Here is a 24,876-nt window from a genome sequence, read left to right as displayed (position 1 = left end):
CACACCAAGACGGTGGAGCTCTGCCGGGTCGTCGGTCTCCATGTCAGTGAGCTTCGGCGCCTTGCCTGAAGGAGGTCAACTCCTCGAGAGCCGTCCACATCCTCTTGAAGTCCTGCCGCACGTCGCTCGGACGACCACCTTCGAAGAGGAGTTGCGCAATACGTCCCGCAAGCAGCGGGGCGGCAAATGAGGTCCCGTTCCATGTGCCGAACCCACCGGTGAAATCATCAGGGTCTATCGACGAACGAGACCTGCCGTTGAACTCGGTCGCGATGGATGCTTGATACCCACCTTGAAACGTGAGTGGAAAGGTGCTGACGACGCCGGCGCCGCGTTCGTACGCTCTAACCCATGGGCCGGAGTTACTGAAGAGAGCGTCGGTTTCACCATTCGGATTGAGTGCACCCACAGAGACGATTGGAAGAGTGTCGGCGGTTAGCGAGACCGGGCCGTTCCCGTCACTCCATGGCGCGAAAGCGGCCGGGAACATGGGACGTGACGTCGCATCGTTACCCGCCGAACAGACGACGAGCGTGCCGTTCGCAGACAGGTCCGCCAAGATCGGGTAAAGCGTGCCGTCGAACATCTGGTCTTCCGGCGTCTCGTGGTAATAGCCCATGGAGAGGCTCAGGACGTCGATCCGCCGACCGCGAGGATCGCCCGCGCGATACAAGTGCATCAGCTCAGCGACCTGCGCCAATGCGGTGACCCAATCGGTCTCAGCGATCGGGCCGTCAGGCGGCACGATTCGCCATGAAAGGATCTCGGCGTCAGGACATGCCTGATGAATCAGGCCCGCAATGAATGTGCCATGTCCGGCAACTGGGTCGATCAGCCCGTCCAGAGGACCAACCTGGTCACCATCGATCTCCGAGCTGGGCACGCCTGCCGGCCACCCGATGGGGTGGTCGCCAAGGCGTACATCACGTTGAACGAAGTCCAGCCAGGGATGCGGGCCACAGCCGGTATCGAGAACGGCAACGACCGGGCGATCTCGACCGTTCAGCTCTTCGTCAACCAGACGTCGCGGCGCGGCGCCGACAAAGGCCACAGGCCGCCGGCCGCCCGTGCCGAGGGGGTCGTACCCATAACTCGGGTTGGGTTCGTTGTGCGGGTTGGGTTCGTTGTGCGGGTTCGGCTCGTTGTGCGGGTTCGGCTCGTTATGCGGGTTCGGCTCGTTATGCGGATCAGGAACGAGCACGTGCTCCAAACTCACCCCCCGCGCATTGCCACGGCCCTCAGCGCGCAGATATTGCAGCACCGTCCACGCGTCAGGGGCCTGAGCCGCCTTGCCCGGCCGAACCCCGAGCCGCACGCGACGTACGCCGAACCGCAACCCGACGGCGCACTCCGGCTCGTCTTCGGCGATGGCGCGCCACCCAAGACCCTTGGCGGCCTTCTCGATGCGCTTGAAGGTGTCGTCGAAGTCGACCGACTTGGAGATCAGCAGAACGGCGGACGAGTAGATCGTCGAGCGGGCCGAGACGCCGTCGACGGCGACGGCGTTGGTCGGGTCGAGAATGCGCGAGGCGGTGGAGCCGTGCGCGACCGACAGCAGCGGCTCGCGCTCTTTTCTGGTGGGGCGATGAACCATCGTGACTCCTGGGTCAGATCTCGAACGTGGGGGTGAGGAAGGCCGAGGTGCCGTCGGCGGGCTCGAAGCGGAGCCGGATGAGGCCGGCGGGCAGCGAGGTGAGCTCGAAGCGACCCGAGTCTCCGAGTGTGACCGCGACGATGGGCGTGCGGACGTCGTCGGCGCGGATGGCGCGGACGGTCATGGGCGAGCCGGGGACGACCCAGCCGTCGAGGCGTGCGGTGGTGTCGGTGTCGGAGGCGATCCGCACCAGCACGTCGACGCCCGACTGCGCGAAGCGCAGCGTGTAGGCCGAGCGGGCCGAGGTGGGCGCGGCCGAGCGCACACCGAGCGCCTCGCCCGTCGACGACTCGACCAGCAGCATCAGCTCGAGATCGAGCCCGAGACCGGACTCCTCGGCAGCGCCGGCGGCGGCCGCCTGCATCCGGGAGATCAGGCCGCCGGGCACGGGGTCACCGGCGACGTACGCCTGCCGGACCAGACCCAACAGCTCATCGCGCGTGGGCTCCTCCGAGCGACCCATCACGACACCTCCCCTTCGTCGAGCAGCGCATCCCGCAGCTTCCCGAGACAGCGGCCGCGGGTGGGGCCGATGCTGCCGATGGGCATGCCGAGCTCTTCGGCCAAGCCGGAGTAGTCGGGCCGGTGGTCGAAGGCGACCACCCGCAGCAGCCGACGACACCGCTCGGGCAGGCTCTCGACGGCCGCCCAGACGCGCGAGTTGCGGTCGCCCTCGACGACCAACGACTCCGCCGAGCGCTGCGTCGGCACCCGTGACTCGAGCGCCTCGTCGTCGACCGGTACGTCGCGCCCGGATCGCTTCGCGACCCGCCAGGCCTCACGGCGCGTGGTGAGCGTGAGCCAGGCGCCGACGGCTGCGGTGTCGAGGATCGAGGAGTGCTTGCGTACGAACGAGAGCCAGGTGGTCTGGACGACGTCCTCGGCCTGCTCCTGGGTGAGCCGGTAGGAGCGGGCGATCTGCCACAGGACCGGGGTCATGGTGGCGACGAGCTCGTCGAGTGCGGCGGAGTCGCCGCTCAGCCAGCGATCGAAGTCGGCGGTGGCCCGGGACCAAACGGTCGCCGGAGCATCTGTGTGGCCAACCCCCCGGCGTACCCGTGTCACAGTCCCCTCCTCGACCGGCGGCCTCCGTAGCCGTGCGGTGCCGGCGGGGGGCCAGATGACGCGCGGGCGCACCATCGTGGTGGTCATAGTTGCTGTCACGCCATGAAGGAGCACACCGCTCCAGCCGTGATACATCTGGCCGCCGACAATAGCGTCTTTGCACAACAGACTCACTAGATGTTGACGGAGAACGTGTCGGGGACGCAGTGGCGTGGACCACTCCGGCACGCCCCCGACAAGCCCAGCGGCAGGCCCACCGACCGACCCATCGACCGGTCCACCAACCTGCTCCACCACGGGTTCGGGCTGGATGGTCGAAACGGGTAGCCTTCGGCGGGTGAGTCTCACCGTGCGCCCCATCACCGCTGCGGAGCATCTCGCTTTCATCGAGAAGCAGCCCAGCGTGAGCTTCCTCCAGACGCCTTCCTGGGCACGGGTCAAGACCGAGTGGCGCTCGGAGTCGATCGGCTGGTTCGACAGCACTCTCGGCGGCGCGCTCGTCGGTGCCGCGCTGGTGCTGCACCGGCCGGTGCCCAAGCTGGAGCGCTACACGCTGGCCTACCTGCCGGAGGGCCCGAGCATCGACTGGTCGGGTGACCTCGAGCCGTGGCTGGCCCCGCTGGCGACCTACCTGAAGAAGAACCGCGCGTTCGGCATCCGCATCGGGCCCCGGGTCACCACCGCGACCTGGAGCGCTGCGCAGGTCAAGGACGGCATCGCCGACGACACCGTGCAGCGGCTCAACCAGCTCACGCCGACCCACCGCGACGCCACCGGCGCCCGCGTGGTCTCGCAGCTGCGGGCAGCGGGCTGGAAGCCGCAGAGCCCCGAGGACGGCTTCGGCGCCGGGCAGCCGCAATACAACTTCGTCATCCCGCTGGCCCACGACGACGGCACCCCGAAGACCGAGGACGAAGTGCTCAAGGGGATGAACCAGCTCTGGCGCCGCAACATCAAGAAGTCGGCCAAGATGGGCGTCGAGGTCTCGGTCGCGACGCCGTCTAAGCCCGCCGGAGGCGAGTTCGACGCCGACCTGAGCGCGTTCCACGACCTCTACGTCCACACCGCCGAGCGTGACCACTTCACCCCGCGACGCCGCGACTACTTCAAGACCATGTTCGCGGCGATGTCGGCCGAGGATCCCGACCGCATCAAGCTCTTCATCGCCCGTCACGAGGGCGACGTGGTGGCCGCCACGATCATGGTGCGCGTCGGGCAGTACGCCTGGTACTCCTACGGCGCCTCCTCGACCGAGAAGCGGGACGTACGCGGCTCCAACGCCCTCCAGTGGGCGATGATCCAGGACGCGCTGGCTGCCGGCGCGACCAGCTACGACCTGCGCGGCATCACCCCGACGCTCTCCGCCGACGACTCCCACGTGGGGCTGATCCAGTTCAAGGTCGGCACCGGTGGCGAGGCCGTGGAGTACGCCGGTGAGTGGGACCTGCCGCTCAACAAGGCCATCTACACGGCCTTCGATCTCTACATGAAGAGGCGCTGATCTCGCATGCCATTGAAGCTGACTGTCGACACCGACCGCTGGCGCAAGCACGTCCAGACCTTCGCCGAGGCTACCCCCGGGCTGGTCCCGGTGGCCAAGGGCAACGGCTACGGCTTCACGCTGCGCAAGCTCGCCCACCAGACCGAGTGGCTCACCGGCCTCGACGCCGGCGTCGACACGCTCGCCGTGGGCACCTACAACGAGGTCTGGGAGGTCGCCACCAGGTTCAGCGGGTCGATCTACGTGCTGACCCCGTGGCGGCCCTACTCCCCCGAGATCAACCCGGAGATCGCCGATCGGGTGATCCACACGATCAGCCGCCCCGAAGATCTGCCGCTGCTGCTCGAGCGCCAGCCCAACGCGCGAGTGATCCTCGAGCTGGTCACCTCGATGCGCCGTCACGGGATGACGCCGAGCGCCCTGTGGCCGACCGCCACCATCGCCCGTGAGCACGCCCAGTTCGAGGGCATCACGATGCACTTCGGGCTCGACGGCGGTTCGCTGGCCGAGGTGCGCGCGCAGATGGACGCCGTCGTCGGGGCCGAGGCCAAGACGGTGTGGGTCTCCCACCTGAGCGCCAACGAGATGGCCCAGCTGCGCGCCTCGTACGGTGACATCACCTTCCGCGCCCGCGTCGGCACCGGCCTGTGGCTCGGTGACCGCGGCGCGCTCGACGTCACCGCGACCGTCGAGGACGTGCACCCGCTGGAGCGCGGCTACTCCTACGGCTACCGAGGCCGTACGGCACTGCGCGCCGGCCACCTGGTGGTCGCCTCCGGCGGCACCGCCCACGGCATCGGCCTCGAGGCACCGCTGGGCGACACCCATCTGCGCTCGCGCGCGGTCGCGGTCGCCCGTGGTGGTCTCGACGCCATGGGGCAGGCCCGCTCGCCCTACACGCTCGACGGCAAGACGCTCTGGTTCGCCGAGCCGCCGCACATGCAGGAGTCGATGCTCATGCTTCCCTCCGGCGCTCGGGTGCCCGAGGTGGGCGAGGAGCTCGAGGTGCGGGTGCGCTACACCGCGACCTCGTTCGACGAGATCGTCTTGGAGTCCTGAGCCGCGTCGCGGGCCTCGGTCCAGCGCACCGGGTCTCGCCAGGGCTGATAGATCTCCCGGACGACGACGGAGATCAGGTAGACCTCGACCGCGACCCTGACGACGATCGCGAACCAGTAGGCCGTCTGGTCACCGCCGCCGCTGGCGAGCAGGTCGGCGAGATACCACCAGACCGCGACGAAGTAGAAGAGCTCACCGGCCTGCCAGATGAGCTGGTCGCGCCAGCGCGGCACGGCAAGCACCGCCAACGGCAGCAGCCAGAGCACGTACTGCGGCGAGTAGACCTTGTTGACCAGCAGGAACCCGGCGACGATCAGGAAGCCGAGCTGCGCCAGCCGAGGGGTCTCCCGGGCGGTCAGGCCGATGGCGAGCACGCCGGCGCACCAGGCGATGAAGAAGCCCCAGGAGACGACGTTGACCGTGTGGGCCGAGATGGTGGAGTCGGTCGCCTGCTGGGCGACCAGCCACAGCGAGCCGAGGTCGGGGCCGCGCTCGGAGTTGAAGCTCCAGAAGACCTTCCACTGCTCCAGCCCGCTCGCCATCGCCGGCATGTTGGCCAGCAGCCAGGCGAGCACCGTGGCGATGGCGGCGACCGCCAGGTCGTAGTAGCGGCGACGCCGTAGGCAGATGACGACCAGCCCGCCGAGCAGGAAGAGCGGATAGAGCTTGGTCGCGCAGCCGAGGCCGATCAGGATGCCGGTCAGCAGCGGCCGGTCGCGCGACCACGCCCACAGCGCACCGGCCACGAAGACGACGGCCAGCATGTCCCAGTTGACGACGCCGGTGGCCGCCAGCACCGGGGCCAGCGCGAAGGCGGCCGCGTCCCACGGCCGTCGGGGATGCGTACGGGCCAGGAGCCAGACGGAGAGCAGCGCCGCCACCGCGAAGCCGATCACGTTCACGATCATGAAGACCCGGATCTCGTGGTGCATGCCCGGCAGGCCCCAGAAGCTGGAGGTCTCCTCGAGATGCCTCTCGTCTTCGTCAGGGGTGTCGGTGAGCCAGTCGGTGACGTACGACGTCGCCCAGGCGTAGTAGGCGATGCCGACCGGATACTCCATCACTTGGGGGTAGCGCGCCCGGGTGTCCGCGTCGGAGGCGTACGGCCATTCCTGCTCGGCAAGGCCGCGGTCGACGTAGAGATAGGGCAGGTCGGAGTAGCAGAAAGCGGTGTATCGGCTCTCGCCGTTGGTCCAGGTGGCGTTGTAGCAGGTCTGCTTCGAGACCATCCCGATCGCGAACGTGAGCGCGGTCAGGAGCAGCAGCAGGCCGACGACGCTGAACCAGCGTCGTCGGCCGTGTGCGAGTCCCCCGAGAGGACCGCCCACGGCGGTGGAGGCTGTCCGGACTACCGGATCCTCCGCCGCCGGGGCGGTCACTGGACCTTCTGTCACTGCGTGGTGCCCTCTTCGGTGGCCGGGTCGTTGCGTCCACCATTATTGCCATCGCTCGGCGGCGAGGACGACTCACAATCGCCGAACCAGCACGCTGTCTCGGTCGGATCGGGTTCGGTCGACTCCGACGGATCCGGTGTCGGACCGTTGCCCGGCTCACCGTCGGTCGCCCCGTCGGAGGGGCCGTCGCTCTTCTCCGGCTCCTCGATCGGGATGCAGAGGCCCTTGCGCTCGTCCTTCTTGGAGCAGTCCTTCGACGGCGTCGGAGTCGGGTCGGGGGTGGCGGTCAGGGACGGCTCGTGACCGGTCTCCGGCGCCTCACCGTCCATCCAGGCGGGCTCGGGGAACTCTTCGAGATCCATGTCGTCGGTCAGCGTGCCCATGATCTCGGCCCAGGTCTCGGCCGGGTAGCCGGCACCGAAGTAGGAGTCGAGCCACCCGTCGAGCTGGCCAGAACCCTTGCCACGGACGTACATGACCGCTGTGGACAGCTGCGGCGTGTAGCCGGCGAACCACGCCGACGAGACGTCGTCGTTGGCGTTGGTCGCGGTGCCGGTCTTGCCGGCGGCCGGCTGGTTGATGACTCCGGCGGTCTTGCCGGTGCCGTTCTTCACGGTCTCCTGGAGGGCGTAGGAGGTGTCGTCGGCGGCGTCCTCGGACATCGCCCGCTCCTCGCCGTCGCGCTGGTTCCAGTCGTAGACGACCTCACCCTTCGCGTCGACCACCTTCGAGACGAGGTGCACCGTGTTGCGCATGCCGCCGTTGGCGACGGTCGCGAAGGCGTTGGCCATGTTGATCGGGCTGATCGCCTGGCGACCCAGCGTGAGCAGGTAGTTCTTCGGGTCGAAGTCGGTGGAGTAGGCCGGGATCGAGCGGTAGTCGGCCGGCGGGTTGTCGGTGTGCTGCTCGTCGGGCGGAAGACCAGCCTTGACCGCCATGTCGTAGACGTCCTCGCTGCCGTTGGGCAGCGCCGTCGACATCTGGACGAACGAGGTGTTGACCGACTCCTCCATGGCCTTGATGCCGTTGATGTGCTCGCCGTATCCGTGACCGGTCGGGTCGGCGTCGGTCTGGCCCGAGTTGCGCACGACGCGGTCGGTGCCCGGGATCTCGAGACCACCCTCGCCGGTCCAGGTGTCCTTCAGCGAGTAGCCGGCCTCGAGCGCCGCGGCCAGGGTGAACGGCTTCATCGTCGAGCCGGCCATGCCGCCGGACGCCGCCCAGTTGATCTGCGACTTGAGGTAGTCCTGGCCACCGTAGAAGCCCTTGAGAGCACCGGTCTTCACATCGACCGTCGCGGCTCCCACGTGCAGCTCGTTCTCCGGGTGCTTCTCGTTGATGGCCTTCTTGTCCTTGGGCCGTACGTCGGTGACGGCGTCCTCCGCGGCCTTCATCGCCTTCGAGCTGAGCGTGGTGGTGACCTTCAGGCCCTTGCTGTCGATCTCCTCCTCGGTGAAGAGGGGCTCGCCGTTGTCGTTCTTCAACGACTTCAGCTCGGTCTTCACCAGGGTGAGCGCGTGGCCCTTCTGGCCGCCCAGGCGGCTGTCGGCACGCGGCTTGGGGAACTTGGGCAGGGCCGACTTGGACTTCTCGAGGGTGGCCTCGTCGTAGTCGCTGAGCGCCTTGCCCTTGGCCTTGAGGTCGCCCATGCCGGACAGCACGTACTGGTAGCGGCCGAGCAGCTCGGTGCCACCGGCGTCCTTGCCGGCCTTCTCCGGGTCGAACCCGTTGGGGTTGTTGAGGATCGCGGTGAGCGCCGCGGCCTCCTTGATGTTGAGATCCTTGGCCGACTTGCGGAAGTAGGTCTTCGCAGCCGCCTGCACTCCATAGGCTCCGCGGCCGAAGTAGACGGTGTTGAGGTAGCCGGTGAGGATCTTGTCCTTCGACTCCTGCCGGCTGATCTTGAGCGAGATCACCGCTTCCTTGACCTTGCGCGAGTAGGTGCGCTCCTGGGTCAGGTAGAGGTTCTTGACGTACTGCTGGGTGATCGTCGAGGCGCCGCCCTGGCTGCCGGTGGTGGCGTTGGAGAAGAGCGTGCGCGCGATGCCCTTGAGGTCGATGCCGTTGTTCTCGTAGAAGCTGCGGTCTTCGGCTGCGACGGCAGCGTCCTTGACGAGGTCGGGCATCTCCTCGACAGTCAGCGCGTCACGGTTCTGGTCGCCCGACTGGAAACGGCCGACCTCCTTCTTGCCGCCCGCGTAGTAGACGAAGCTCGACTCGGCCTGGAACGCCTCGTTGGCGCTGGGCACCGAGATCATGTTGTAGGAAATGATCACCGCGGCGCTGCCGATCAGCGCCATGACCAGCGCGAAGACGGCCGCACCCTTGGCGATCCGGACCGCGAGGCCCTTCTTGTCACGCTCGGGGTCGTTGAACCGGTCCATCGCGGCGCCGAACGCGGCCTTGGGGTCGCGCTTCAGGTCGCCGAAGCGACCCTCGGGGCGACGCGGGCCGTTCGGATCGGGTCGTGCGGGCCGCTGGCCGAGGCGATCGACGGGCGGCTCACCCGGGCGGCGAGGGCCGGCGTAGGGAGGGCGACCGGGACCGGGGCGGGGGCCACCGGGAGGCATCGGGGGCTGCTGGGCTCCCCGAGGCTGGGGGCGGCGGGACGGCCTGCTCTGCGGAGCTCCTTGGGGTGCGCCCGGTGAGCCACCCTGCGGGCCACCCTGTGATCCGCCCCGAGAGTCGTTCTGGGGACGGCGCGGTGCCGGCGGACGACCTGCCTGCCCACCCTGCGGCGGACGAGGGCCCGCCTGGGGTCGACCTGGACGCCCACCGAGATCAGGTCTGCGGGCGTTGGAACTGCGGGGTCTCGGCCGTTGCGGAAAGTCGCCGCCGAAGGGGTCGCTCACGGGTCTGCACTGCTCCTGTGACTGCCCGGCACGTGACCGGACGGGCTGACACTGACTATCCCCCGACGTCGCTGAATCCCCCCGAGGAGATCCCATCAACCTGACGCGACGCTCACCGAACTCTCCCCCGGGTGGATCCACGGGTGGCCGAACGGCAGCCATCAGCGTACGCAATCGACGCTAGCGCCCACGCATCCACGGCCTAGCGCGCCCGAAGTCACCCGACATCAACAGTTCGGTGACGGTTGCATCGAAGTGATCTCTTCGGGCGTCGACAGACAAGACTTTGGTCTCTATTTGCCGTCGCGGATATATCGCTACGATAGGTCGTATGGCACGCCGCGCAGAGACGATCGAGCTCGCAGTCCTCGGACTGCTGCACGAGACGCCGATGCACGGCTACGAGCTGCGGAAGCGGCTCAACCTGATGCTGGGCTGGGGTCGGGTGCTGTCGTACGGCTCCCTCTACCCCGCCCTGAAGAAGATGCTGCGCAAGCACCTCATCGAGGAAGCAGCGCAGAGCGTGACGCCGGTGACCCGGCGACCTCGGATCGTCTACCAGCTGACGCCTGCCGGCGAACGTGAGTTCACCCAGCTCATGTCCGAGGTCGGTCCGATGGCCTGGGAGGACGACAACTTCGACATCAGGTTCGCGTTCTTCGGTCGCACCGACATGGAGATCAGGCTGCGCGTCCTCGAGGGGCGTCGCAGTCGGCTCCAGGAGCGGCTCGACCGGGTCCAGCGCGAGCTTGCCATGACCCAGAAAGAGGTCGACTCCTACGCCCGAGAGCTTCAGCGCCACGGTGTCGAGTCGGTCGAGCGAGAGGTCAGATGGCTCTCCTCGCTCATCGACGCCGAGCGCAACCCCAAGCCTGCGAACGACGAGCAGGCGACGGGGCGGAGGGGTCTGGGGAATGACGATGACGTACGCGACGAAGCGGACGTCTCGCGCACAGCGCCGCAGCAGGAAACTCGCGCGGCCGCAGCGCACAGCAGCCAAGAGGATGAGAAATGACCTCCTCGCCGGTGAGTCGGCCAGGAGAATTGGAAGGAGCCCCGATGGGTTCGGTTCGTGTAGCAATCGCGGGAGTCGGCAACTGCGCCAGCTCCCTGGTCCAGGGTGTGGAGTACTACAAGGACGCCGACCCGGCGGGCACGGTCCCGGGCCTGATGCACGTCAAGTTCGGCGACTACCACGTCTCTGACGTCGAGTTCGTCGCGGCGTTCGACGTCGACGACAAGAAGGTCGGCAAGGACCTCTCCGAGGCGATCAACGCCTCCGAGAACAACACCATCAAGATCGCCGACGTCCCGTTCAAGGGCATCGAGGTGCAGCGGGGCCCCACGCTCGACGGTCTGGGCAAGTACTACAAGCAGACCATCTCCGAGTCCGGCCTCGACCCCGTCGACGTCGTCTCCGTCCTGCGCGAGAAGGAGGTCGACGTCCTCGTCTCCTACCTCCCGGTGGGTTCGGAGGAGGCCGACAAGTTCTACGCGCAGTGCGCGATCGATGCGGGCGTCGCCTTCGTCAACGCCCTGCCGGTCTTCATCGCCTCCGACCCCGAGTGGGCCGCGAAGTTCGAGGCCGCCGGCGTCCCGATCGTCGGTGACGACATCAAGTCGCAGGTCGGTGCCACCATCACCCACCGCGTCATGGCCAAGCTGTTCGAGGACCGCGGCGTCGCGCTGGACCGGACGTACCAGCTCAACGTCGGCGGCAACATGGACTTCAAGAACATGCTCGAGCGCGAGCGCCTGGAGTCGAAGAAGGTCTCCAAGACGCAAGCCGTCACCTCCAACCTTCGTGGCGAGCTCGCGGACAAGATCGACGACCGCAACGTGCACATCGGTCCCTCGGACTACGTGCAGTGGCTCGACGACCGCAAGTGGGCCTATGTGCGCCTCGAGGGTCGCGCGTTCGGTGACGTGCCGCTCAACCTCGAGTACAAGCTCGAGGTCTGGGACTCGCCAAACTCGGCGGGCATCATCATCGACGCCGTCCGGGCGGCCAAGATCGCCAAGGACCGCGGCATCGGCGGCCCGATCATCCCGGCCTCGGCCTACCTGATGAAGAGCCCGCCGGTGCAGATCGAGGACACCGAGGGTCGTCTTCAGCTGGAGCAGTTCATCCGCGGCGAGTGACGCTCTGCCGTTGAGCCGCCCCGGGTGACCACGCGTCGCCCGGGGCGGCGTCTATTTTGCGACACTCCCGGGTCGACACTGTTCGAACACGTGTTCATAGGCCTAACCTGTCGGGCCGGACCGGTGAAACCAGACACGGGAGCCCCCACCATGCCCGACCACGACCACCCCACGACGACGTCGGGCGACGGCTCGACAGGCAGCGGCTCGACCGGCAACGGCTCGACCGGAAATGGCCGTGGCCTCATCCTCTTCGGCGCCGTCTCGGTCGCGCTGATCTCGACGGCAGCGGCGTACGTCGCGATGGTCGGGTTCGGGCGGGACGTGCTCGCGATGGGCACGATCAATGCGTACGCCTTCGCCGGGGTCTTCGAGCTGTCGCTGGTCACCGTGGCGCTGATGGCTCGCGAGGCGGCGCAGCAGGACCGGCCGGCGCAGACGCTGCTGTCGCTGACGTGGTTGCTCTCGGCGGCGTCGGGATTCTTCGCCGGCTGGCACGAGATCCACCTCGGCCACGCCGCCACCGCTGCGGCGTTCCGGTTCATCGTGCCGCTGCTGGCCGCGCTGATGTGGCACCTGGCCCTCGTCGGCGACCGTCACCTCGCCATGGAACGCTCCTGGTCGGAGCTGCGCACCGGCGCCAGGATGCACGCTCTCCTCGCCACCCGGGTCGAGTGGCGACGCTCTCGTGACGCAGCGCTGCGGAAGCGTACGCGGGGCTCCCGCCGCAAGCTCGAGCGCGCGCAGCGGCGCTACTGGCGCGCGGAGGCGGTCGCGCTGCGCTCGGTCGCCCCGGGAGCGATGCGCGATCAGATCACCCAGTGGGTCGACGCCTTCTCCGCGGTCGCCGAGGGCACCCGGCAGGCCGACCGGCTGCCGATCACCCTGCCCGACATGCAGCAGGCGCTCAGCGTGCCGGTCGTCGAGCGGGTCGATCCCGACCTCACGATCGCCGACCTGCCCGTGGACGTGCCGCGTGAGGTGCACCCGCCGCGGGAGAACCGCACCCGGGAGATGGCCTCGGCAGAGCCATTCACGACAGCGCCACCGGAGGCGGACGGCGCACTCCTGGACCGGATCCCGTTCCCGGAGAACATCCCCGACCCGGAGCCGGCGATGGACTATCCCGACGTCTTCCCCGACGAGGTCGAGGAGCTGCTCGACAACCTGCCCTCGGAGTCACCCGAGGCTGCCCGGGTCCTGGTCCGCGCCGGCGCCCGCGTACCCGACGTCGCTCAGAAGCTCGGCGTGTCTCCGAGCACCGTCTACCGCTGGACCTCCGGCACCCGAGTCTGACCCCTCCTGTCGAGAAGTCACCCCTGCAGGCCGAAGCGTCACCTCTGCAGGTCGAACTGGCATCTGCGTGACTTCTCGACCTGCAGGAGTGACGCCTCGACCTGCGGGAGTGACTTCTCGGCGGGTTACTTCTCGAGGTCGGACTTGAGCTTGGCGAGCGTGACCGCCATGCCCGCACGCATCTCGTCGGTGAAGGTCTCCTCGCCACCGAACGCGACCTTGGTCAGCGAGCGGGAGAGGGCGGAGATGCCGGTCGGGGCCTCACGGCGGTGGGTGACGACGGTGCCCTCGGCGGTGTCCTCGAGCTGGTAGGACCAGACGGTCGTGTTCTCCGTGACGCGGAAGGCGAAGTCGGAGTGGGGCGTGAAGCGTACGACCTTGGCGGTGGTGGGCCAGTGCTTCCAGCCCTGGTGGTTGATGTTGAGGAAGCGGGTGCCCTCCTTGACCTGGCCGAGCACGACCGTCTTCACCACCTGCGGGCTCCACGAGGCCATCCGGGGGAGGTCGGTGATCGCTGCCCACACCTGAGCGGGGGCGGCGTTGATCGTGGTGGTCGCTTCGAGGTCTGTGGTCGTCGTCATGCCGGAACCGTACCGTCAGTATGCGATCTCCGGAAGGGCTCAGTCGCTGGCGTCGGACAGTTTCCACGGCCAGTCGTAGAACGGGTCGGGCGTGCCCCAGGTCGGGCCGTAGCGCTCGGCGAGGAACCCCTCCGGGTCGGCCGGCGCGAGCAGCGCCGTCCCGTGGAACGAGATCTCCGAGGCCGGCAGCACCAGCGAGGTCGCGATCGGACGCAGCTTCATCTTCTCCATGTGGAGCGTGGTCGCGTCGCCGTCGACCAGCAGCGGGAAGAGGTCGATGTGGAGCCCGGTCTCGGGGTCGGTGATGTGGAAGTTGAGCTGGTTGTTGGGCCGGGCGACCTTCCAGCCACGCTCGGCGATCTCGTCCCTCAGCGCTGCCAGCAGCGGCTCGGCCTCCTCGCGGGTCGCGGCCTCGAGCGGGATCAGCATGTCGACGTCGTCGTCGTGGGCCAGGAAGTCGCCCTCCCGGACGGCACCGAGCAGCGTCCCGTACGCCATCAGCGCCGGCTTCCCCAGCTCGGTCAGCAGCGCGGTGGCGTGCCGCATCGTCTCGACGTAGCCGGCGGACCGCTTGCGCAGCACCCCGTGGTCGCGGAAGCCGTGGCGGGTCAGACCGGCCGGCTCGCCACCGATGACGGCGGCCGCGCGGTTGACCTCGGTCTCGAGCCTGCGCAGCTCGACGGTGGAGCCGAGCACCAGCTGGTAGGTCGGCATCGAGGTCGCCGTCGTCGGGAACCGCAGCCGCTCGGCGGCGAGCAGGTGGCCGGCGAGGGTCCACTCGTCATCGGTCAGCGCGGCGTCGGCGGGGAGTCGGAGCGGGATCAGCGCGGTGAGCAGCCGCTGCTCCTCGGCATCGGGGGTGAGCAGGCCCTTCTCCGCGAGCCGGGCGAGGTCGGCGAGCACCTCGGCGTGCGCGGCCCGGGCGGAGTCCTCGGACTCGAGCACGTCGGCGCCGACCTCCCGACCGAGCAGTCGCGAGACCAGGGCGAGCGTACGGCTGACCACCCGGTCGGAGTCGAGGGACCAGACCGTGTGGAAGCCGCCGTCGGGCCCGCCGACCGCGACCGTCAGCCGGCGGCTCCGGTTGCCCCAGCCGTCGCGCCGGTTGTAGACGCGGAGCTCGTCGGCCTCGACCGGTGTCGCCAGCCGCACCGACCACCAGGCACCGGTCTCCTTCTTCGTGCGCAGGCTGCCGTACTCGAACGCGTTGGTCCCCTTCGGCTGCGACGGAGCCGCGGAGCTCTGCTCGACCTCCTGGTCAGCGGCCCTGACCGGCACCACGGTGCCGCCGGAGTAGAGCTCGAAGCCACGCAGGTCGACCTGTCCCTCGACCTTCTCGGGGACGTGGACCCGCAGCACCGAGACCGGCCCGGCGAGCGGCACGCTGAGGTAGGCCGCGCCGATGCCACCGAACCAGCCGAGCGAGGGAAACATCGTCGGGGTGCCGGGCAGCCGTCGCAGGCGTACGGGTTCGCGTACGTGGAGGCTCTCGGGCCGGGTCGCAGCCTCGGTCGAGCCCTGAGTCGCAGCCTGGTTTGCAGCCTGGCTTGCAGCGGGCCGCCGCAGCATCGAGCGCAGAGCGCCGCCGATCGAACGTTTGCCGGTCATCTGCTAGATGCTTCCATCAAGGTCAAGCCGGTGGACGCTCGGCCCACCAGTCGAGGAGGCGTTTGCCGGCCTCGTCCTCGGAGAGCACGCCCTCGTCGAGCCGCAGCTCCATCAGGAACTTGTACGCCGCCCCGACCTCGCGACCTGCCGGGATGTCCAACAGCTCCATGATCTGGTTGCCGTCGAGCGCGGGGCGCAGCGCGGCCAGCTCCTCCTCCTCGGAGATCCGCTCGATGCGGGCCTCGAGGGCGTCATAGGTGCGGGCCAGCCGGTCGGCCTTGCGGCGGTTGCGGGTGGTGCAGTCGGCACGGGTGAGCACGTGGAGCCGCTCGAGCTGGTCGCCGGCGTCGCGCACGTAGCGTCGCACCGCCGAGTCGGTCCAGTCGCCGTCGCCGTAGCCGTGGAAGCGCAGGTGCAGGTCGACGAGCTTGGCGACGGCCTCGATCTCGTCCTTGGAGAAGCGCAGCTGCTTCATCCGCTTGCGGGTCATCTTGCCGCCGACGACGTCGTGGTGGTGGAAGGAGACGGTGCCGTCGTCGTGGAACTTCCGGGTGCGCGGCTTGCCGACGTCGTGCATCAGCGCGGCGAACCGCGACACGAAGTCGGGCCCGCCACCGAGCCGCGACTCCTGGTCGATCGACTGCTCGAGCACGGTGAGGGTGTGCTCGTAGACGTCCTTGTGGCGGTTGTGCTCGTCGCGCTCCATCCGCAGCGCGGCGAGCTCGGGCAGCACCAGGTCGGCCAGGCCGGTGTCGACGAGCAGCTGCAGCCCCTGGCGCGGGTAGGGCGCGCAGATCAGCTTGACCAGCTCGTCGCGCACGCGCTCGGCGGAGATGATCGAGATGCGCTCGGCCATGTCGGTCATCGCGGCGACCACCTCGGGCGCGACCGTGAAACCGAGCTGGGCGGCGAACCGCGCGGCCCGCATCATCCGCAGCGGGTCGTCGGAGAAGGAGGCTTCGGGGGTGCCGGGGGTGCGAAGCACCCGAGTCGCCAGGTCCACCACACCGCCGTAGAGGTCGACGACCTCCCGGGCCTTCCCGTCGGCCCCACCCAACCGCACGGCCATCGCGTTGACGGTGAAGTCGCGGCGTACGAGATCGTCGGCCAGGGAGTCGCCGTAGGCCACGGCCGGCTTGCGGGAGTCGGGGTCGTAGGCCTCGGAGCGGTAGGTGGTGACCTCCACCTGCCAGGGGCCCTTGCGGGTGCCGATGGTGCCGAAGTCGCGGCCCATGTCCCACAGCGCCTCGCCCCACGCGCGCAGGATCTTCTCGGTCTGCTCGGGACGGGCCGAGGTGGTGAAGTCGAGGTCGTTGTGCGGACGGCCGAGCATCGCGTCGCGAACCGGGCCTCCGACGAGCGCCAGCTCGAAGCCGGAGCGGGCAAAGGCCTCTCCGAGGGAGTCGATCACCGGTGCGATACGGTCCAGTTCAGCAGTCACCGATCGCTGAACATCGGCGACGCTGATCGGGGGAAGCTGGCTGTCGGACACAACGCCGCAGTCTACGAGGACCGCACCCCCGGAAAGATATTCTCGAAGCCATGCCAGTCCGCCAGCACCAGGCGACGCCCTCTCGACCACGGGGGCGGATCACCGCCGCACTCGTCGTGGCGCTGCTGGCCCCTCTGCTGATGCTGTCGACGATCCTCGTGCCCGCGCCCGCTCGGGCCGCCGACGACGACCAGGAGACCGACCCGCTCGCGGTGAGCATCGACGAGCTCGACGCGGTCAGTCTCGACCCGCGCGCCAAGGGCAAGATCACGGTGAGCGGCAAGGTCGAGAACACCACCGACAAGCAGTGGGGCGCGGTCAAGATCTACCCGTTCGTCGGCAACACGCCGATGACCACCTCCGACGAGCTGGCCGAGGCCGCGAAGCTGCCCGCCGACGCGCTGGTCGGCGAGCGGGTCGTCGCCGAAGGGTCTTACGCCACCGTGCCCGACCTGGCGCCCGGCGAGACCTCCTCGTGGTCGATCACGCTGCCCCGCAAGCTCCTCGGGCTCACCCAGCCCGGCGTCTACTGGTTCGGCGTGCATGCGCTCGGGGCGACCACCCCCACCACGGCCGACGGCCGGGCGCGCACGTTCCTTCCCCTGGTCGCGCAGCCCAACAAGAAGGCCAAGGCCGAGAAGGTCTCGCTGGTCATGCCGTTGCGGCGCAGCGTCGTCTACAACGCCGACGGCAGCGTCAACTACCTCCCCGGCTGGACCCGTGACCTGCGCGAGGGCGGGCGGCTCTACCGGATGCTCGAGACCGGCTCGGAGATGCCGGGCGTGACCTGGGCCCTCGACCCCGCACTGGTCGATGCCGTACGCAACCTGGCGGAGGGCAACCCGCCGCGAGACGTGGCGGCGACCGACAACGGCGAGGAGCCGGAGGAGAGCGGCAGCGAGAGCACATCCCCGTCCGCCTCCGCCCTGGTGCCGAGCTCACCGTCGAGCACCGACGCCGCAGCCGAGGAGGAGGTGACCGACGAGGAGGCCGAGGCCGCCAAGGAGGCGGCGAAGGCATGGCTGGCCCGCCTCGAGGAGGCCCTGGCCGGCCACAACCTGCTCGCCCTTCCCTACGCCGACCCCGACCTGTCGGCGCTCGCCGCCGGCGACCCCGACCTCCTGGCCCTCGCCCGCGAGCAGACCGAGCAGGCGCTCGCCGACCTCGGCATCAAGGCCACCTCGGCCGTCGCGCCGCCCACCGGGTTCCTCGACCGGGCCGCGGTCAACCTGCTCGAGCCGGGTTCGGTCAACCTGGTCAGCGAGAAGATGTTCCGCGGCGAGGCTCCGGCCGTCGCCGACTTCGACGGCCACGAGATGATCGTGGCCTCCTCCCGCGCCGCCGCCGGCGGACCTGGGCCCAACGACCCGATCGACGCGATCTCGGTGCGTCAGCGGATCGTCTCCGAGGCCGCTCTGCGCCGCGACTCCGGCAAGCCGCTGGTCGTGGTCGTCGACGACGCCTGGCACCCGCCGCAGAGCCCCTCCTCGTTCGTCGCCGCGTGGAAGAAGGCTCCCTGGATCGCCTCTTCGACACTGCCCGAGGCGGTCTCCGACCAGAAGGCGACCACCATCACCGCCGACAAGCTCCGCTACCCCCGGCGCGAGATGAAGGCGGAGATCTCCGCCGAGCGGATCCGGGCGGCCAACGAGCTCATCAGCGCCGGCGAGACGCTGCAGCGCATCCTCACCCACAACGACGAGGTCTCCTCCGACGTCATCGGCGAGGCGCTGACCACCACGGCCTACTCCGCCCGCAAGGGGGAGACGCGCTCGGCCGCCGACGCGCTCGAGAAGATCAACGCCGACCTGGCCTCGATCACCGTGAGCGTGCCGCCGAAGGTGATCCTGTCGAGCATGAAGGGCGGGGAGTTCCAGGTCACGCTGAGCAACGATCTCGACCAGCCCGTCACCGTGCGGCTCGACGCGGTCACCGACGAGTCGCTGCGCGTCGCCACCTCGGAGCCGATCCAGCTCGACGCCAACTCGAAGGCGAGCTTCAACCTGGCCGCGAGCATGCACGACACCGGCACCCACACCGCGCAGATCGTCGTCACCGACACCAAGGGCAACCCCCTCGGTGCCCACGCCTCGGTCCCGATCCGCCCCTCGCAGGTGAGCGGCGTGATCTGGTGGTTCGTCGGCACCGGCTGCGCGCTACTCTTCGCCGCGATCGCCGTGCGACTGACCCGGCGCATCATGAAGGCCAAGAAGACACGTACGGCGGGAGGCGACGAGTGAGGAGCGGGCGCGAGCGAGGAACGAGCTCAGGCGTGCGCGACGAGCGAGGAGCCACAGCGAGCGAAGCGAGCGGCGGATCTGTGACAACGACCGAGCAGAAGTCCGGCGGCAGCTCGGTTCTCGCCAACAGCGCGGTGATGGCCGCGGGGACGCTCTTCTCCCGGGCCAGCGGGTTCATCCGCTCCGCGCTCCTGGTCGCCGCTCTCGGTTCCGGGCTGCACGCTGACGTCTTCAACATCGCCAACACCGTGCCCAACATGCTCTACATCCTGTTGGCCGGCGGTGTCTTCAACGCGGTGCTCGTGCCGCAGCTGGTCAAGGCGCAGAAGAACGACGAGGACGGCGGAGCGGCGTACACCGACCGGATCATCACGCTGGCCGGGCTCTTCCTCGGTGCTGTCACGGTCGTCCTGGTCGTCGGGGCGCCGCTGCTGATGCGGCTCTACCTCGACGACAAGTGGTACGCCGTAGCGAACGCGGCCCAGCTCGAGTCGACCCTCGACTTCGCCCGCTGGTGCCTGCCGCAGGTCTTCTTCTACGGGATGTTCGTGCTGGTCGGGCAGGTGCTCAACGCCCGCGGCAGCTTCGGCCCGATGATGTGGGCGCCGATCGCCAACAACATCATCGCCGTCTCGACCCTGGTGACCTACCTGGTCGTCTTCGGTCCCTCCGACGTCGGTGGCTTCACCACCGGCCAGGAGACGCTGCTCGGCCTGGGCTCTACCTTCGGCATCGCGCTCCAGTTCCTGCTGCTCCTACCGGTGCTTCACCGGGCGGGTGTCCGCTACCGCCCCCGTTTCGACTTCCGCGGCGCCGGGCTCTCCCAGACAGCGAAGCTGGGCATGTGGACCGTGCTCTTCGTGGTCGTCAACCAGGTGGCCTACACGATTGTCGTCAAGCTCGCCTCGGGCGGTTCGGAGTCCGGCGGCACGGGCTACACCGTCTACTCCAACAGCTTCCTGGTCACCCAGGTGCCGCACTCGATCATCACCGTCTCGCTGGCGACGGCGATCCTGCCGCTGCTCTCGCGCCACGGCGCCGCCGGCGAGCTGCCCGAGCTGGGACGTACGCTGTCGCACCAGCTCCGCAACGCGCTCGCGATCGTGATCCCGATCGCGGCCCTGCTGCCGGTGCTGTCGGAGGACATCGCCCACATCCTGTTCGGCTACGGCGCCGGCGCCGACGCGTTCCGCGACTACGCCCCGACGCTGTCGGTCTTCGCCGCCGGGCTGGTCTTCTTCACGATCCACTACCTGCTGCTGCGCGGCTTCTACTCGCTCGAGCAGAACCGCACGGTCTTCTTCATCCAGTGCGCGGTCGCCACCACCAACATCGTCGCCGCGCTGCTGCTGACCAAGGCGGTCTCCGCGGAGTTCACCGCGCCCGCGCTCGCCGCCGCCTACTCGCTGTCCTACCTGGTCGGCTCCGTCGTCTCGTACGTCGTGCTCAAGCGCACCCTCGGCGACCTCGACGGTCGAGGGCTGCTCGGCTTCCTCGCCCGGCTCGTCATGATCACGCTCGTCGCGGCCGCCGCCGCCTACCTGCTGCGCACCGGGCTGGGCTTCGTCAACGACGAGCCGACGATGGTGCTGGCCTTGATCGGGGCCGCTATCGTCGGGTCGCTGCATCTCGGCATGCTGCTCCTCGGGGCGCAGGCTGCCCAGGTCAAGGAGCTGACCGCGATGGTGCAGAAGGTCGCCGGACGGCTGCGCCGCTGAACCTGCGGCAACCCTGTCAGGTGACGGAGTAGACATCTCAGGCTCCGTGCTGTTGGCAAGGTCCGCCATACAAAGGTCTGAAAGGATGGGGCCCGATATGGAGTTCACGCAATCAGGCGACGTCCTCGCCGGTAGGTATCAGCTGACGGATCTGCTCAGCGAGTCCCGCGAGGGACGCTTCTGGCGCGCCCAGGACGCAGTGCTCGGCCGCCCGGTCGCCGTGCACGTGCTCGACGCCCGCGACGAACGAGCGCCCCGCCTGATGGCCGCGGCCCGCAACTCCGCCGCGATCGGTGACCCGCGCATGCTGCGCGTCCTCGACGCCGCCCAGACCGACCAGGTGGCGTACGTCGTCAACGAGTGGGGCGCCGGCAGCTCGCTGGAGAACGCCCTGGCTGCCGGTGGGCCGCTGCCGCCGCAGCAGGCCGCCTGGATCGCCTCCGAGGTCGCCGACCTGCTGGCCCTCGCCCATGACCAGGGCCATGCCCACGGTCGGCTCAACCCCGAGGCCGTGCTGCTCGACGACCTCGGTGCGGTGCGCGTCATCGGCTTCGGCGTCGACGCGGCGCTCCACGGCATCGACCCCGACACCCGTGACTCCCAGCGCCGCGACCAGGTCGACGTCGCCGGTGTGCTCTATGCCGCGCTGACCGGCAAGTGGGCCGGCGAGACCCTGTCGTCGATGCCGCCTGCTCCCCGCGACCACGGCCGCGTGCTACGCCCGCGGCAGGTGCGCGCCGGCGTACCTCGTCCGCTCGACGACCTGTGCGACCGGGTGCTCGGCAGCGGTGCCGACATGGCGCCGCTGAGCGCCGCAGAGCTCCACTCCGCGCTCGCCGGCTTCTCCGGTGAGCCCACCGCGCCCGTCAACCGTCCAGCTGCCGCCGACGAGGAGACCCAGGCGATGGCCCCGCCGGCCAAGGCCGAGCCCGCCGAGGCACCGGCCGCTGCCAGTGCAGTCGGTGTCGCCCCCGAGGTCGTGCGCCCCCAGCGTCAGCGTCCGTCGACGCCGCCGCCGATGCAGGACCCGACCCCGTCGAAGCCGCTCTTCGCCGACGAGACCCCTGGCTACACGCCGCCGCAGCGATCCGCTCAGCGCCCGCAGTCGGCGCCACGCCGCCCGGTGGCCCCCGACGCCTCCTACAACGGCTGGCAGAGCTCGTGGACCGGGGCCAACGTGCCGATCGCCGACGAGCCCAACTACGACCGCAAGCCCGGCACCAACTGGATCCGCGTCGCGATGGGCGTGGCTCTCGTCGTGCTGGTGCTCGTCGCCGGCACGATCGCCTGGAAGATCGTCAACGACACGCCTTCCGTTCCCAGCGCCGAGAATCCCGCAGCGGACGGTGACCAGGGCGGCGACGGCGACAAGCCCGCCAAGCCCACTCCGATCAAGGGCATCACCGCCAAGGATCTCGACCCCCACGGCGACCCGCCCACCGAGACCCCCGACCTCGTCAACCTCGTGGTCGACGGCGACCCCAACGGTCTGGCCTGGCGTACGTCCCGCTACAACGATCAGATCGGCCCGGTCAGCGAGAACCCGCGATCGCTCAAGCCCGGCATCGGCTTGGTGCTCAACCTCAGGGGCGAATACTCCGTCGACTCGCTCAAGTTCAACATGATCGGTGAGCCCACCGACATCGAGGTCTACGTCGGCGACTCCCCGTGGTCCGACGATCCCACCGGCGCTCCCGCCGCCAAGGGCAGCGTCGGCACCGAGGGCGAGATCAAGCTCGACAAGCCTGCCGACGGCAACTTCGTGCTGGTCTGGATGACCGGCCTGCCCAACGTCGACGGTGGCTACCGCGCCGAGGTCAAGGAAGTCCAGGTCCTCGGCACCTCGCTCGCCTGACCTGCCACTCCCGAGAAGTCACCCCCGCAGGCCGAAGAGTCACTCCTGCAGGTCGAGTTGGCACTGCGATGCCCATTCGACCTGCACACCTGACCTCTCGACCTGCAGACGTGACGTCTCGGCGTTCAGGGTCCTGGAATGTACGTGGCCTACGATCTGTTGTGCAGTTCGCCAGCCACACCTGAGGAGCCATAGATGCCGACCCCGTCGTCCCCGACAGAACCCCGCAACGTGATCGTCGTGGGCTCCGGCCCGTCGGGCTACACCGCAGCGGTCTACAGCGCCCGCGCCGGTCTGGAGCCGCTCGTCTTCGAGGGCTCGGTGACCGCTGGTGGCGCCTTGATGAACACGACCGACGTGGAGAACTTCCCGGGGTTCCGTGACGGCATCATGGGCCCCGAGCTGATGGACAACATGCGCGCCCAGGCCGAGCGCTTCGGTGCCGAGCTCGAGCCCGACGACGTCGTCGAGCTGGACCTGACCGGCGAGGTGAAGGTCGTCAAGACCGCCACCGAGACCCACTACGCGAAGTCCGTCATCCTCGCGACCGGCTCGGGCTACAAGAAGCTCGACCTGCCCCGCGAGGACGAGCTCTCCGGCAAGGGCGTCTCCTGGTGTGCGACCTGCGACGGCTTCTTCTTCCGCCAGAAGCCCATCGTGGTCGTCGGCGGTGGCGACTCGGCGCTGGAGGAGGCCCTCTTCCTGACCCGCTTCGGCTCCTCGGTCACGCTCCTCGTACGCCGCGACGAGCTGCGCGCCTCCAAGATCATGCAGGAGCGCGCCTTCGCCGACCCCAAGCTGGAGATCGCCTGGAACTCGGCGGTCGAGTCGATCAACGGCGAGCTGTCGGTGGAGAGCATCACCGTCAAGGACACCAAGACCGGCGAGCTGCGCGACCTGGAGTGCAGCGGCCTGTTCATCGCGATCGGCCACATCCCGCGCTCCGAGCTGCTCGTCGGCCAGGTCGACCTCGACGACGACGGCTACGTGCTCACCCAGGGTGAGACCACCGCCACCAACATCGACGGCGTCTTCGCCGCCGGTGACTTGGTCGACCACGTCTACCGTCAGGCGATCACCGCCGCGGGCACCGGCTGCCAGGCCGCGCTCGACGCCGAGAAGTACCTCGCCCACCGGGCCCACACCGACGCGGCTGCCGTCGCCGTCTGATCCGAGCATCTACGGTGGTGGTCTCGACCACCTCGACCACCGTGGCGCCGGGAATGCCCGACACGACCCCGGCGTTCTGACCACAGACCTCCCCAAACCGTCCCTACTGAGAAGGAACCCATCGTGGCTGACAACATCTCCGCCGTGACCGACGCCGAGTTCGACTCGACCGTCCTCAAGTCCGACAAGCCCGTGCTGGTCGACTTCTGGGCCGAGTGGTGCGGCCCGTGCCGCCAGGTCTCCCCGATCCTCGAGGAGCTCGCCGGTGAGCACGGTGACAAGGTCACCTTCACCAAGATGAACGTCGACGAGAACCCGGTCACCCCCTCCAGCTACCGCGTGACCGGCATCCCGACCATCAACGTCTACCAGGGCGGCGAGGTCGTGAAGTCGATCGTCGGCGCCAAGCCGAAGGCCGCGCTCCTCAAGGAGCTGCAGGAGTTCATCGGCTGACACCCGCTGTCACCCACCTGCCCGCCACCCTCTGGGGTGGCGGGCAGGTGTCATTTCGAGCGCGTCATCCACCGAGCAGAGGTTTCACGGGAAACATCACTCGGCATCGCGATGCAGCTCGGTGGAGGCCGGTGACGGATGGCTGCGAGGGCGTACGACCTCCCGCAGTCGCTCCCAGGCCTGCTCGAAGTCGTCGATCCAGGTGACCGTCTGCTTGAGATCCATCCGCATCCGCGGCACGGTGGGGTGCTCCCGGAACGTCTTGAAGCCGACACGGCTCAGGAAGTCGACAGGGGCCGCGCATCGCCGGCCGTGGATGCCGCTCAGCGGCCCGACGTCACCGAACGCCTCGATGGCCCTGAACTGACCGCGTTGCACCAGGTCACGGGCCACCCCCTGCACCAGCATCCGCCCGATGCCACCGCCGGCCCGGCGCGGGTCGATCCACACCGTCGTCATCAGCACCGCATCGCCGGAGACCGGGCCCGAGGGGAAGGACGCCACCCGCGGCACGAAGACCGGCGGTGCGTAGAGCACGAACCCGACCGGGTCGCCGTCGATCACGGCCACGCGTCCGCACGATCCCCACTCCCGGAGCACCTCGGAGATCCAGGCCTCCTTGACCCCGACGGCATCCGAGGAGTCGACACGACGATGGCCGACCGGGTCGCGCTCCCAGAACAGGCAGGCACGGCAGGGCGCCGGGATCTCGGCGAAGAGATCCAGCGTCAGCGGGAGGATGCGGCGTGCCACGTCTCACCTCTGATCCTCGGTTGAGACTCTGTCACCAGCGTAT

The 24,876-nt window shown here is 68.9% G+C and carries 19 protein-coding genes; 10 read left to right on the top strand and 9 right to left on the bottom strand.

Going from position 1 to position 24,876, the window contains the following annotated elements:
• Positions 1-43: 43 nt before the first annotated feature.
• Genes FB381_RS01040 through FB381_RS01030 form a run of 3 tightly spaced genes read right to left on the bottom strand, consistent with a single transcriptional unit; the run spans position 44 to position 2,719 of the window.
• Positions 44-1,594: a S8/S53 family peptidase gene (locus tag FB381_RS01040; RefSeq protein WP_141778570.1), complete on the bottom strand. Its 1,551-nt coding sequence runs from the start codon at positions 1,592-1,594 to the stop codon at positions 44-46.
• 13 nt (positions 1,595-1,607) lie between these two features.
• Positions 1,608-2,117 carry a hypothetical protein gene (locus tag FB381_RS01035; protein ID WP_141778569.1) on the bottom strand — a complete coding sequence of 170 codons (510 nt, stop codon included), beginning with the start codon at positions 2,115-2,117 and terminating at the stop codon, positions 1,608-1,610.
• Positions 2,117-2,719 carry an RNA polymerase sigma factor gene (locus tag FB381_RS01030; RefSeq protein WP_141778568.1) on the bottom strand — a complete coding sequence of 201 codons (603 nt, stop codon included), beginning with the start codon at positions 2,717-2,719 and terminating at the stop codon, positions 2,117-2,119. The genes FB381_RS01035 and FB381_RS01030 overlap by 1 nt, the downstream gene beginning before the upstream one ends.
• Before the next feature lie 337 nt (positions 2,720-3,056).
• Here FB381_RS01030 and FB381_RS01025 point away from each other — a divergent pair, with 337 nt between their 5' ends.
• Entirely contained in the window at positions 3,057-4,220 is a 1,164-nt protein-coding gene (locus FB381_RS01025) for a lipid II:glycine glycyltransferase FemX (protein ID WP_141778567.1), read from the top strand.
• A gap of 6 nt (positions 4,221-4,226) precedes the next feature.
• Positions 4,227-5,279: an alanine racemase gene (locus tag FB381_RS01020; RefSeq protein WP_141778566.1), complete on the top strand. Its 1,053-nt coding sequence runs from the start codon at positions 4,227-4,229 to the stop codon at positions 5,277-5,279.
• On the opposite strand, the gene FB381_RS01015 is transcribed toward FB381_RS01020, so the two are convergent.
• Positions 5,237-6,607 carry a glycosyltransferase family 87 protein gene (locus FB381_RS01015; protein ID WP_246087904.1) on the bottom strand — a complete coding sequence of 457 codons (1,371 nt, stop codon included), beginning with the start codon at positions 6,605-6,607 and terminating at the stop codon, positions 5,237-5,239. The two genes, FB381_RS01020 and FB381_RS01015, sit on opposite strands and share 43 nt — an antisense overlap.
• Positions 6,608-6,669: 62 nt before the next feature.
• Complete coding sequence (locus FB381_RS01010) at positions 6,670-9,243, bottom strand: transglycosylase domain-containing protein (RefSeq protein ID WP_141778564.1); 2,574 nt, start codon at positions 9,241-9,243, stop codon at positions 6,670-6,672.
• Between the two features lie 613 nt (positions 9,244-9,856).
• Here FB381_RS01010 and FB381_RS01005 point away from each other — a divergent pair.
• From FB381_RS01005 to FB381_RS00995, 3 genes are all read left to right on the top strand, one after another.
• The gene (locus tag FB381_RS01005; protein ID WP_141778563.1) at positions 9,857-10,540 is read left to right on the top strand and encodes a PadR family transcriptional regulator; all 684 of its coding nucleotides are present in this window, start codon (positions 9,857-9,859) and stop codon (positions 10,538-10,540) included.
• Between the two features lie 44 nt (positions 10,541-10,584).
• Complete coding sequence (locus FB381_RS01000) at positions 10,585-11,667, top strand: inositol-3-phosphate synthase (protein ID WP_141778562.1); 1,083 nt, start codon at positions 10,585-10,587, stop codon at positions 11,665-11,667.
• Positions 11,668-11,817: 150 nt separating this feature from the next.
• Positions 11,818-12,963, top strand: coding sequence for a helix-turn-helix domain-containing protein (locus FB381_RS00995; protein WP_141778561.1), 1,146 nt, complete (start codon positions 11,818-11,820; stop codon positions 12,961-12,963).
• Between the two features lie 125 nt (positions 12,964-13,088).
• On the opposite strand, the gene FB381_RS00990 is transcribed toward FB381_RS00995, so the two are convergent.
• Genes FB381_RS00990 through FB381_RS00980 form a run of 3 tightly spaced genes read right to left on the bottom strand, consistent with a single transcriptional unit; the run spans position 13,089 to position 16,620 of the window.
• The gene (locus FB381_RS00990) at positions 13,089-13,544 is read right to left on the bottom strand and encodes an SRPBCC family protein (protein WP_141778560.1); all 456 of its coding nucleotides are present in this window, start codon (positions 13,542-13,544) and stop codon (positions 13,089-13,091) included.
• Between the two features lie 39 nt (positions 13,545-13,583).
• The gene (locus FB381_RS00985) at positions 13,584-15,152 is read right to left on the bottom strand and encodes a LicD family protein (RefSeq protein WP_141778559.1); all 1,569 of its coding nucleotides are present in this window, start codon (positions 15,150-15,152) and stop codon (positions 13,584-13,586) included.
• A 22-nt stretch (positions 15,153-15,174) separates the two neighbouring features.
• Positions 15,175-16,620, bottom strand: coding sequence for a CCA tRNA nucleotidyltransferase (locus FB381_RS00980; RefSeq protein ID WP_170225296.1), 1,446 nt, complete (start codon positions 16,618-16,620; stop codon positions 15,175-15,177).
• A 74-nt stretch (positions 16,621-16,694) separates the two neighbouring features.
• Here FB381_RS00980 and FB381_RS00975 point away from each other — a divergent pair, with 74 nt between their 5' ends.
• From FB381_RS00975 to trxA, 5 genes are all read left to right on the top strand, one after another.
• Complete coding sequence (locus FB381_RS00975) at positions 16,695-18,884, top strand: DUF6049 family protein (RefSeq protein WP_141778557.1); 2,190 nt, start codon at positions 16,695-16,697, stop codon at positions 18,882-18,884.
• An 80-nt stretch (positions 18,885-18,964) separates the two neighbouring features.
• Positions 18,965-20,602: a murein biosynthesis integral membrane protein MurJ gene (gene murJ / locus FB381_RS00970; RefSeq protein WP_246087903.1), complete on the top strand. Its 1,638-nt coding sequence runs from the start codon at positions 18,965-18,967 to the stop codon at positions 20,600-20,602.
• Positions 20,603-20,699: 97 nt separating this feature from the next.
• On the top strand, positions 20,700-22,457 hold the full coding sequence (locus FB381_RS00965) for a protein kinase family protein (RefSeq protein WP_170225017.1): 1,758 nt from the start codon (positions 20,700-20,702) through the stop codon (positions 22,455-22,457).
• 195 nt (positions 22,458-22,652) lie between these two features.
• Entirely contained in the window at positions 22,653-23,627 is a 975-nt protein-coding gene (trxB, locus tag FB381_RS00960; protein ID WP_141778554.1) for a thioredoxin-disulfide reductase, read from the top strand.
• A gap of 123 nt (positions 23,628-23,750) precedes the next feature.
• On the top strand, positions 23,751-24,080 hold the full coding sequence (trxA, locus tag FB381_RS00955; protein ID WP_141778553.1) for a thioredoxin: 330 nt from the start codon (positions 23,751-23,753) through the stop codon (positions 24,078-24,080).
• A gap of 96 nt (positions 24,081-24,176) precedes the next feature.
• Here the strand turns inward: trxA and FB381_RS00950 are convergent, their stop codons facing one another.
• On the bottom strand, positions 24,177-24,833 hold the full coding sequence (locus FB381_RS00950; protein WP_141778552.1) for a GNAT family N-acetyltransferase: 657 nt from the start codon (positions 24,831-24,833) through the stop codon (positions 24,177-24,179).
• Between the last annotated feature and the right edge of the window lie 43 nt (positions 24,834-24,876).

It is taken from the genome of Nocardioides albertanoniae, assembly GCF_006716315.1.
Lineage (GTDB): Bacteria > Actinomycetota > Actinomycetes > Propionibacteriales > Nocardioidaceae > Nocardioides > Nocardioides albertanoniae.
Note: the sequence above shows the minus strand (reverse complement) of the source record. Positions and strands in the feature narration are given on the sequence as shown.

Coding starts and splice junctions, on each gene's coding strand:
- FB381_RS01040 (WP_141778570.1), bottom strand. CDS start 1,594: ATGGTTCATCGCCCCACCAGAAAAGAGCGCGAGCCGCTGCTGTCGGTC.
- FB381_RS01035 (WP_141778569.1), bottom strand. CDS start 2,117: ATGGGTCGCTCGGAGGAGCCCACGCGCGATGAGCTGTTGGGTCTGGTC.
- FB381_RS01020 (WP_141778566.1), top strand. CDS start 4,227: ATGCCATTGAAGCTGACTGTCGACACCGACCGCTGGCGCAAGCACGTC.
- FB381_RS01010 (WP_141778564.1), bottom strand. CDS start 9,243: ATGCCTCCCGGTGGCCCCCGCCCCGGTCCCGGTCGCCCTCCCTACGCC.
- FB381_RS01005 (WP_141778563.1), top strand. CDS start 9,857: ATGGCACGCCGCGCAGAGACGATCGAGCTCGCAGTCCTCGGACTGCTG.
- FB381_RS01000 (WP_141778562.1), top strand. CDS start 10,585: ATGGGTTCGGTTCGTGTAGCAATCGCGGGAGTCGGCAACTGCGCCAGC.
- FB381_RS00995 (WP_141778561.1), top strand. CDS start 11,818: ATGCCCGACCACGACCACCCCACGACGACGTCGGGCGACGGCTCGACA.
- FB381_RS00990 (WP_141778560.1), bottom strand. CDS start 13,544: ATGACGACGACCACAGACCTCGAAGCGACCACCACGATCAACGCCGCC.
- FB381_RS00985 (WP_141778559.1), bottom strand. CDS start 15,152: ATGACCGGCAAACGTTCGATCGGCGGCGCTCTGCGCTCGATGCTGCGG.
- FB381_RS00975 (WP_141778557.1), top strand. CDS start 16,695: ATGCCAGTCCGCCAGCACCAGGCGACGCCCTCTCGACCACGGGGGCGG.
- FB381_RS00965 (WP_170225017.1), top strand. CDS start 20,700: ATGGAGTTCACGCAATCAGGCGACGTCCTCGCCGGTAGGTATCAGCTG.
- trxB (WP_141778554.1), top strand. CDS start 22,653: ATGCCGACCCCGTCGTCCCCGACAGAACCCCGCAACGTGATCGTCGTG.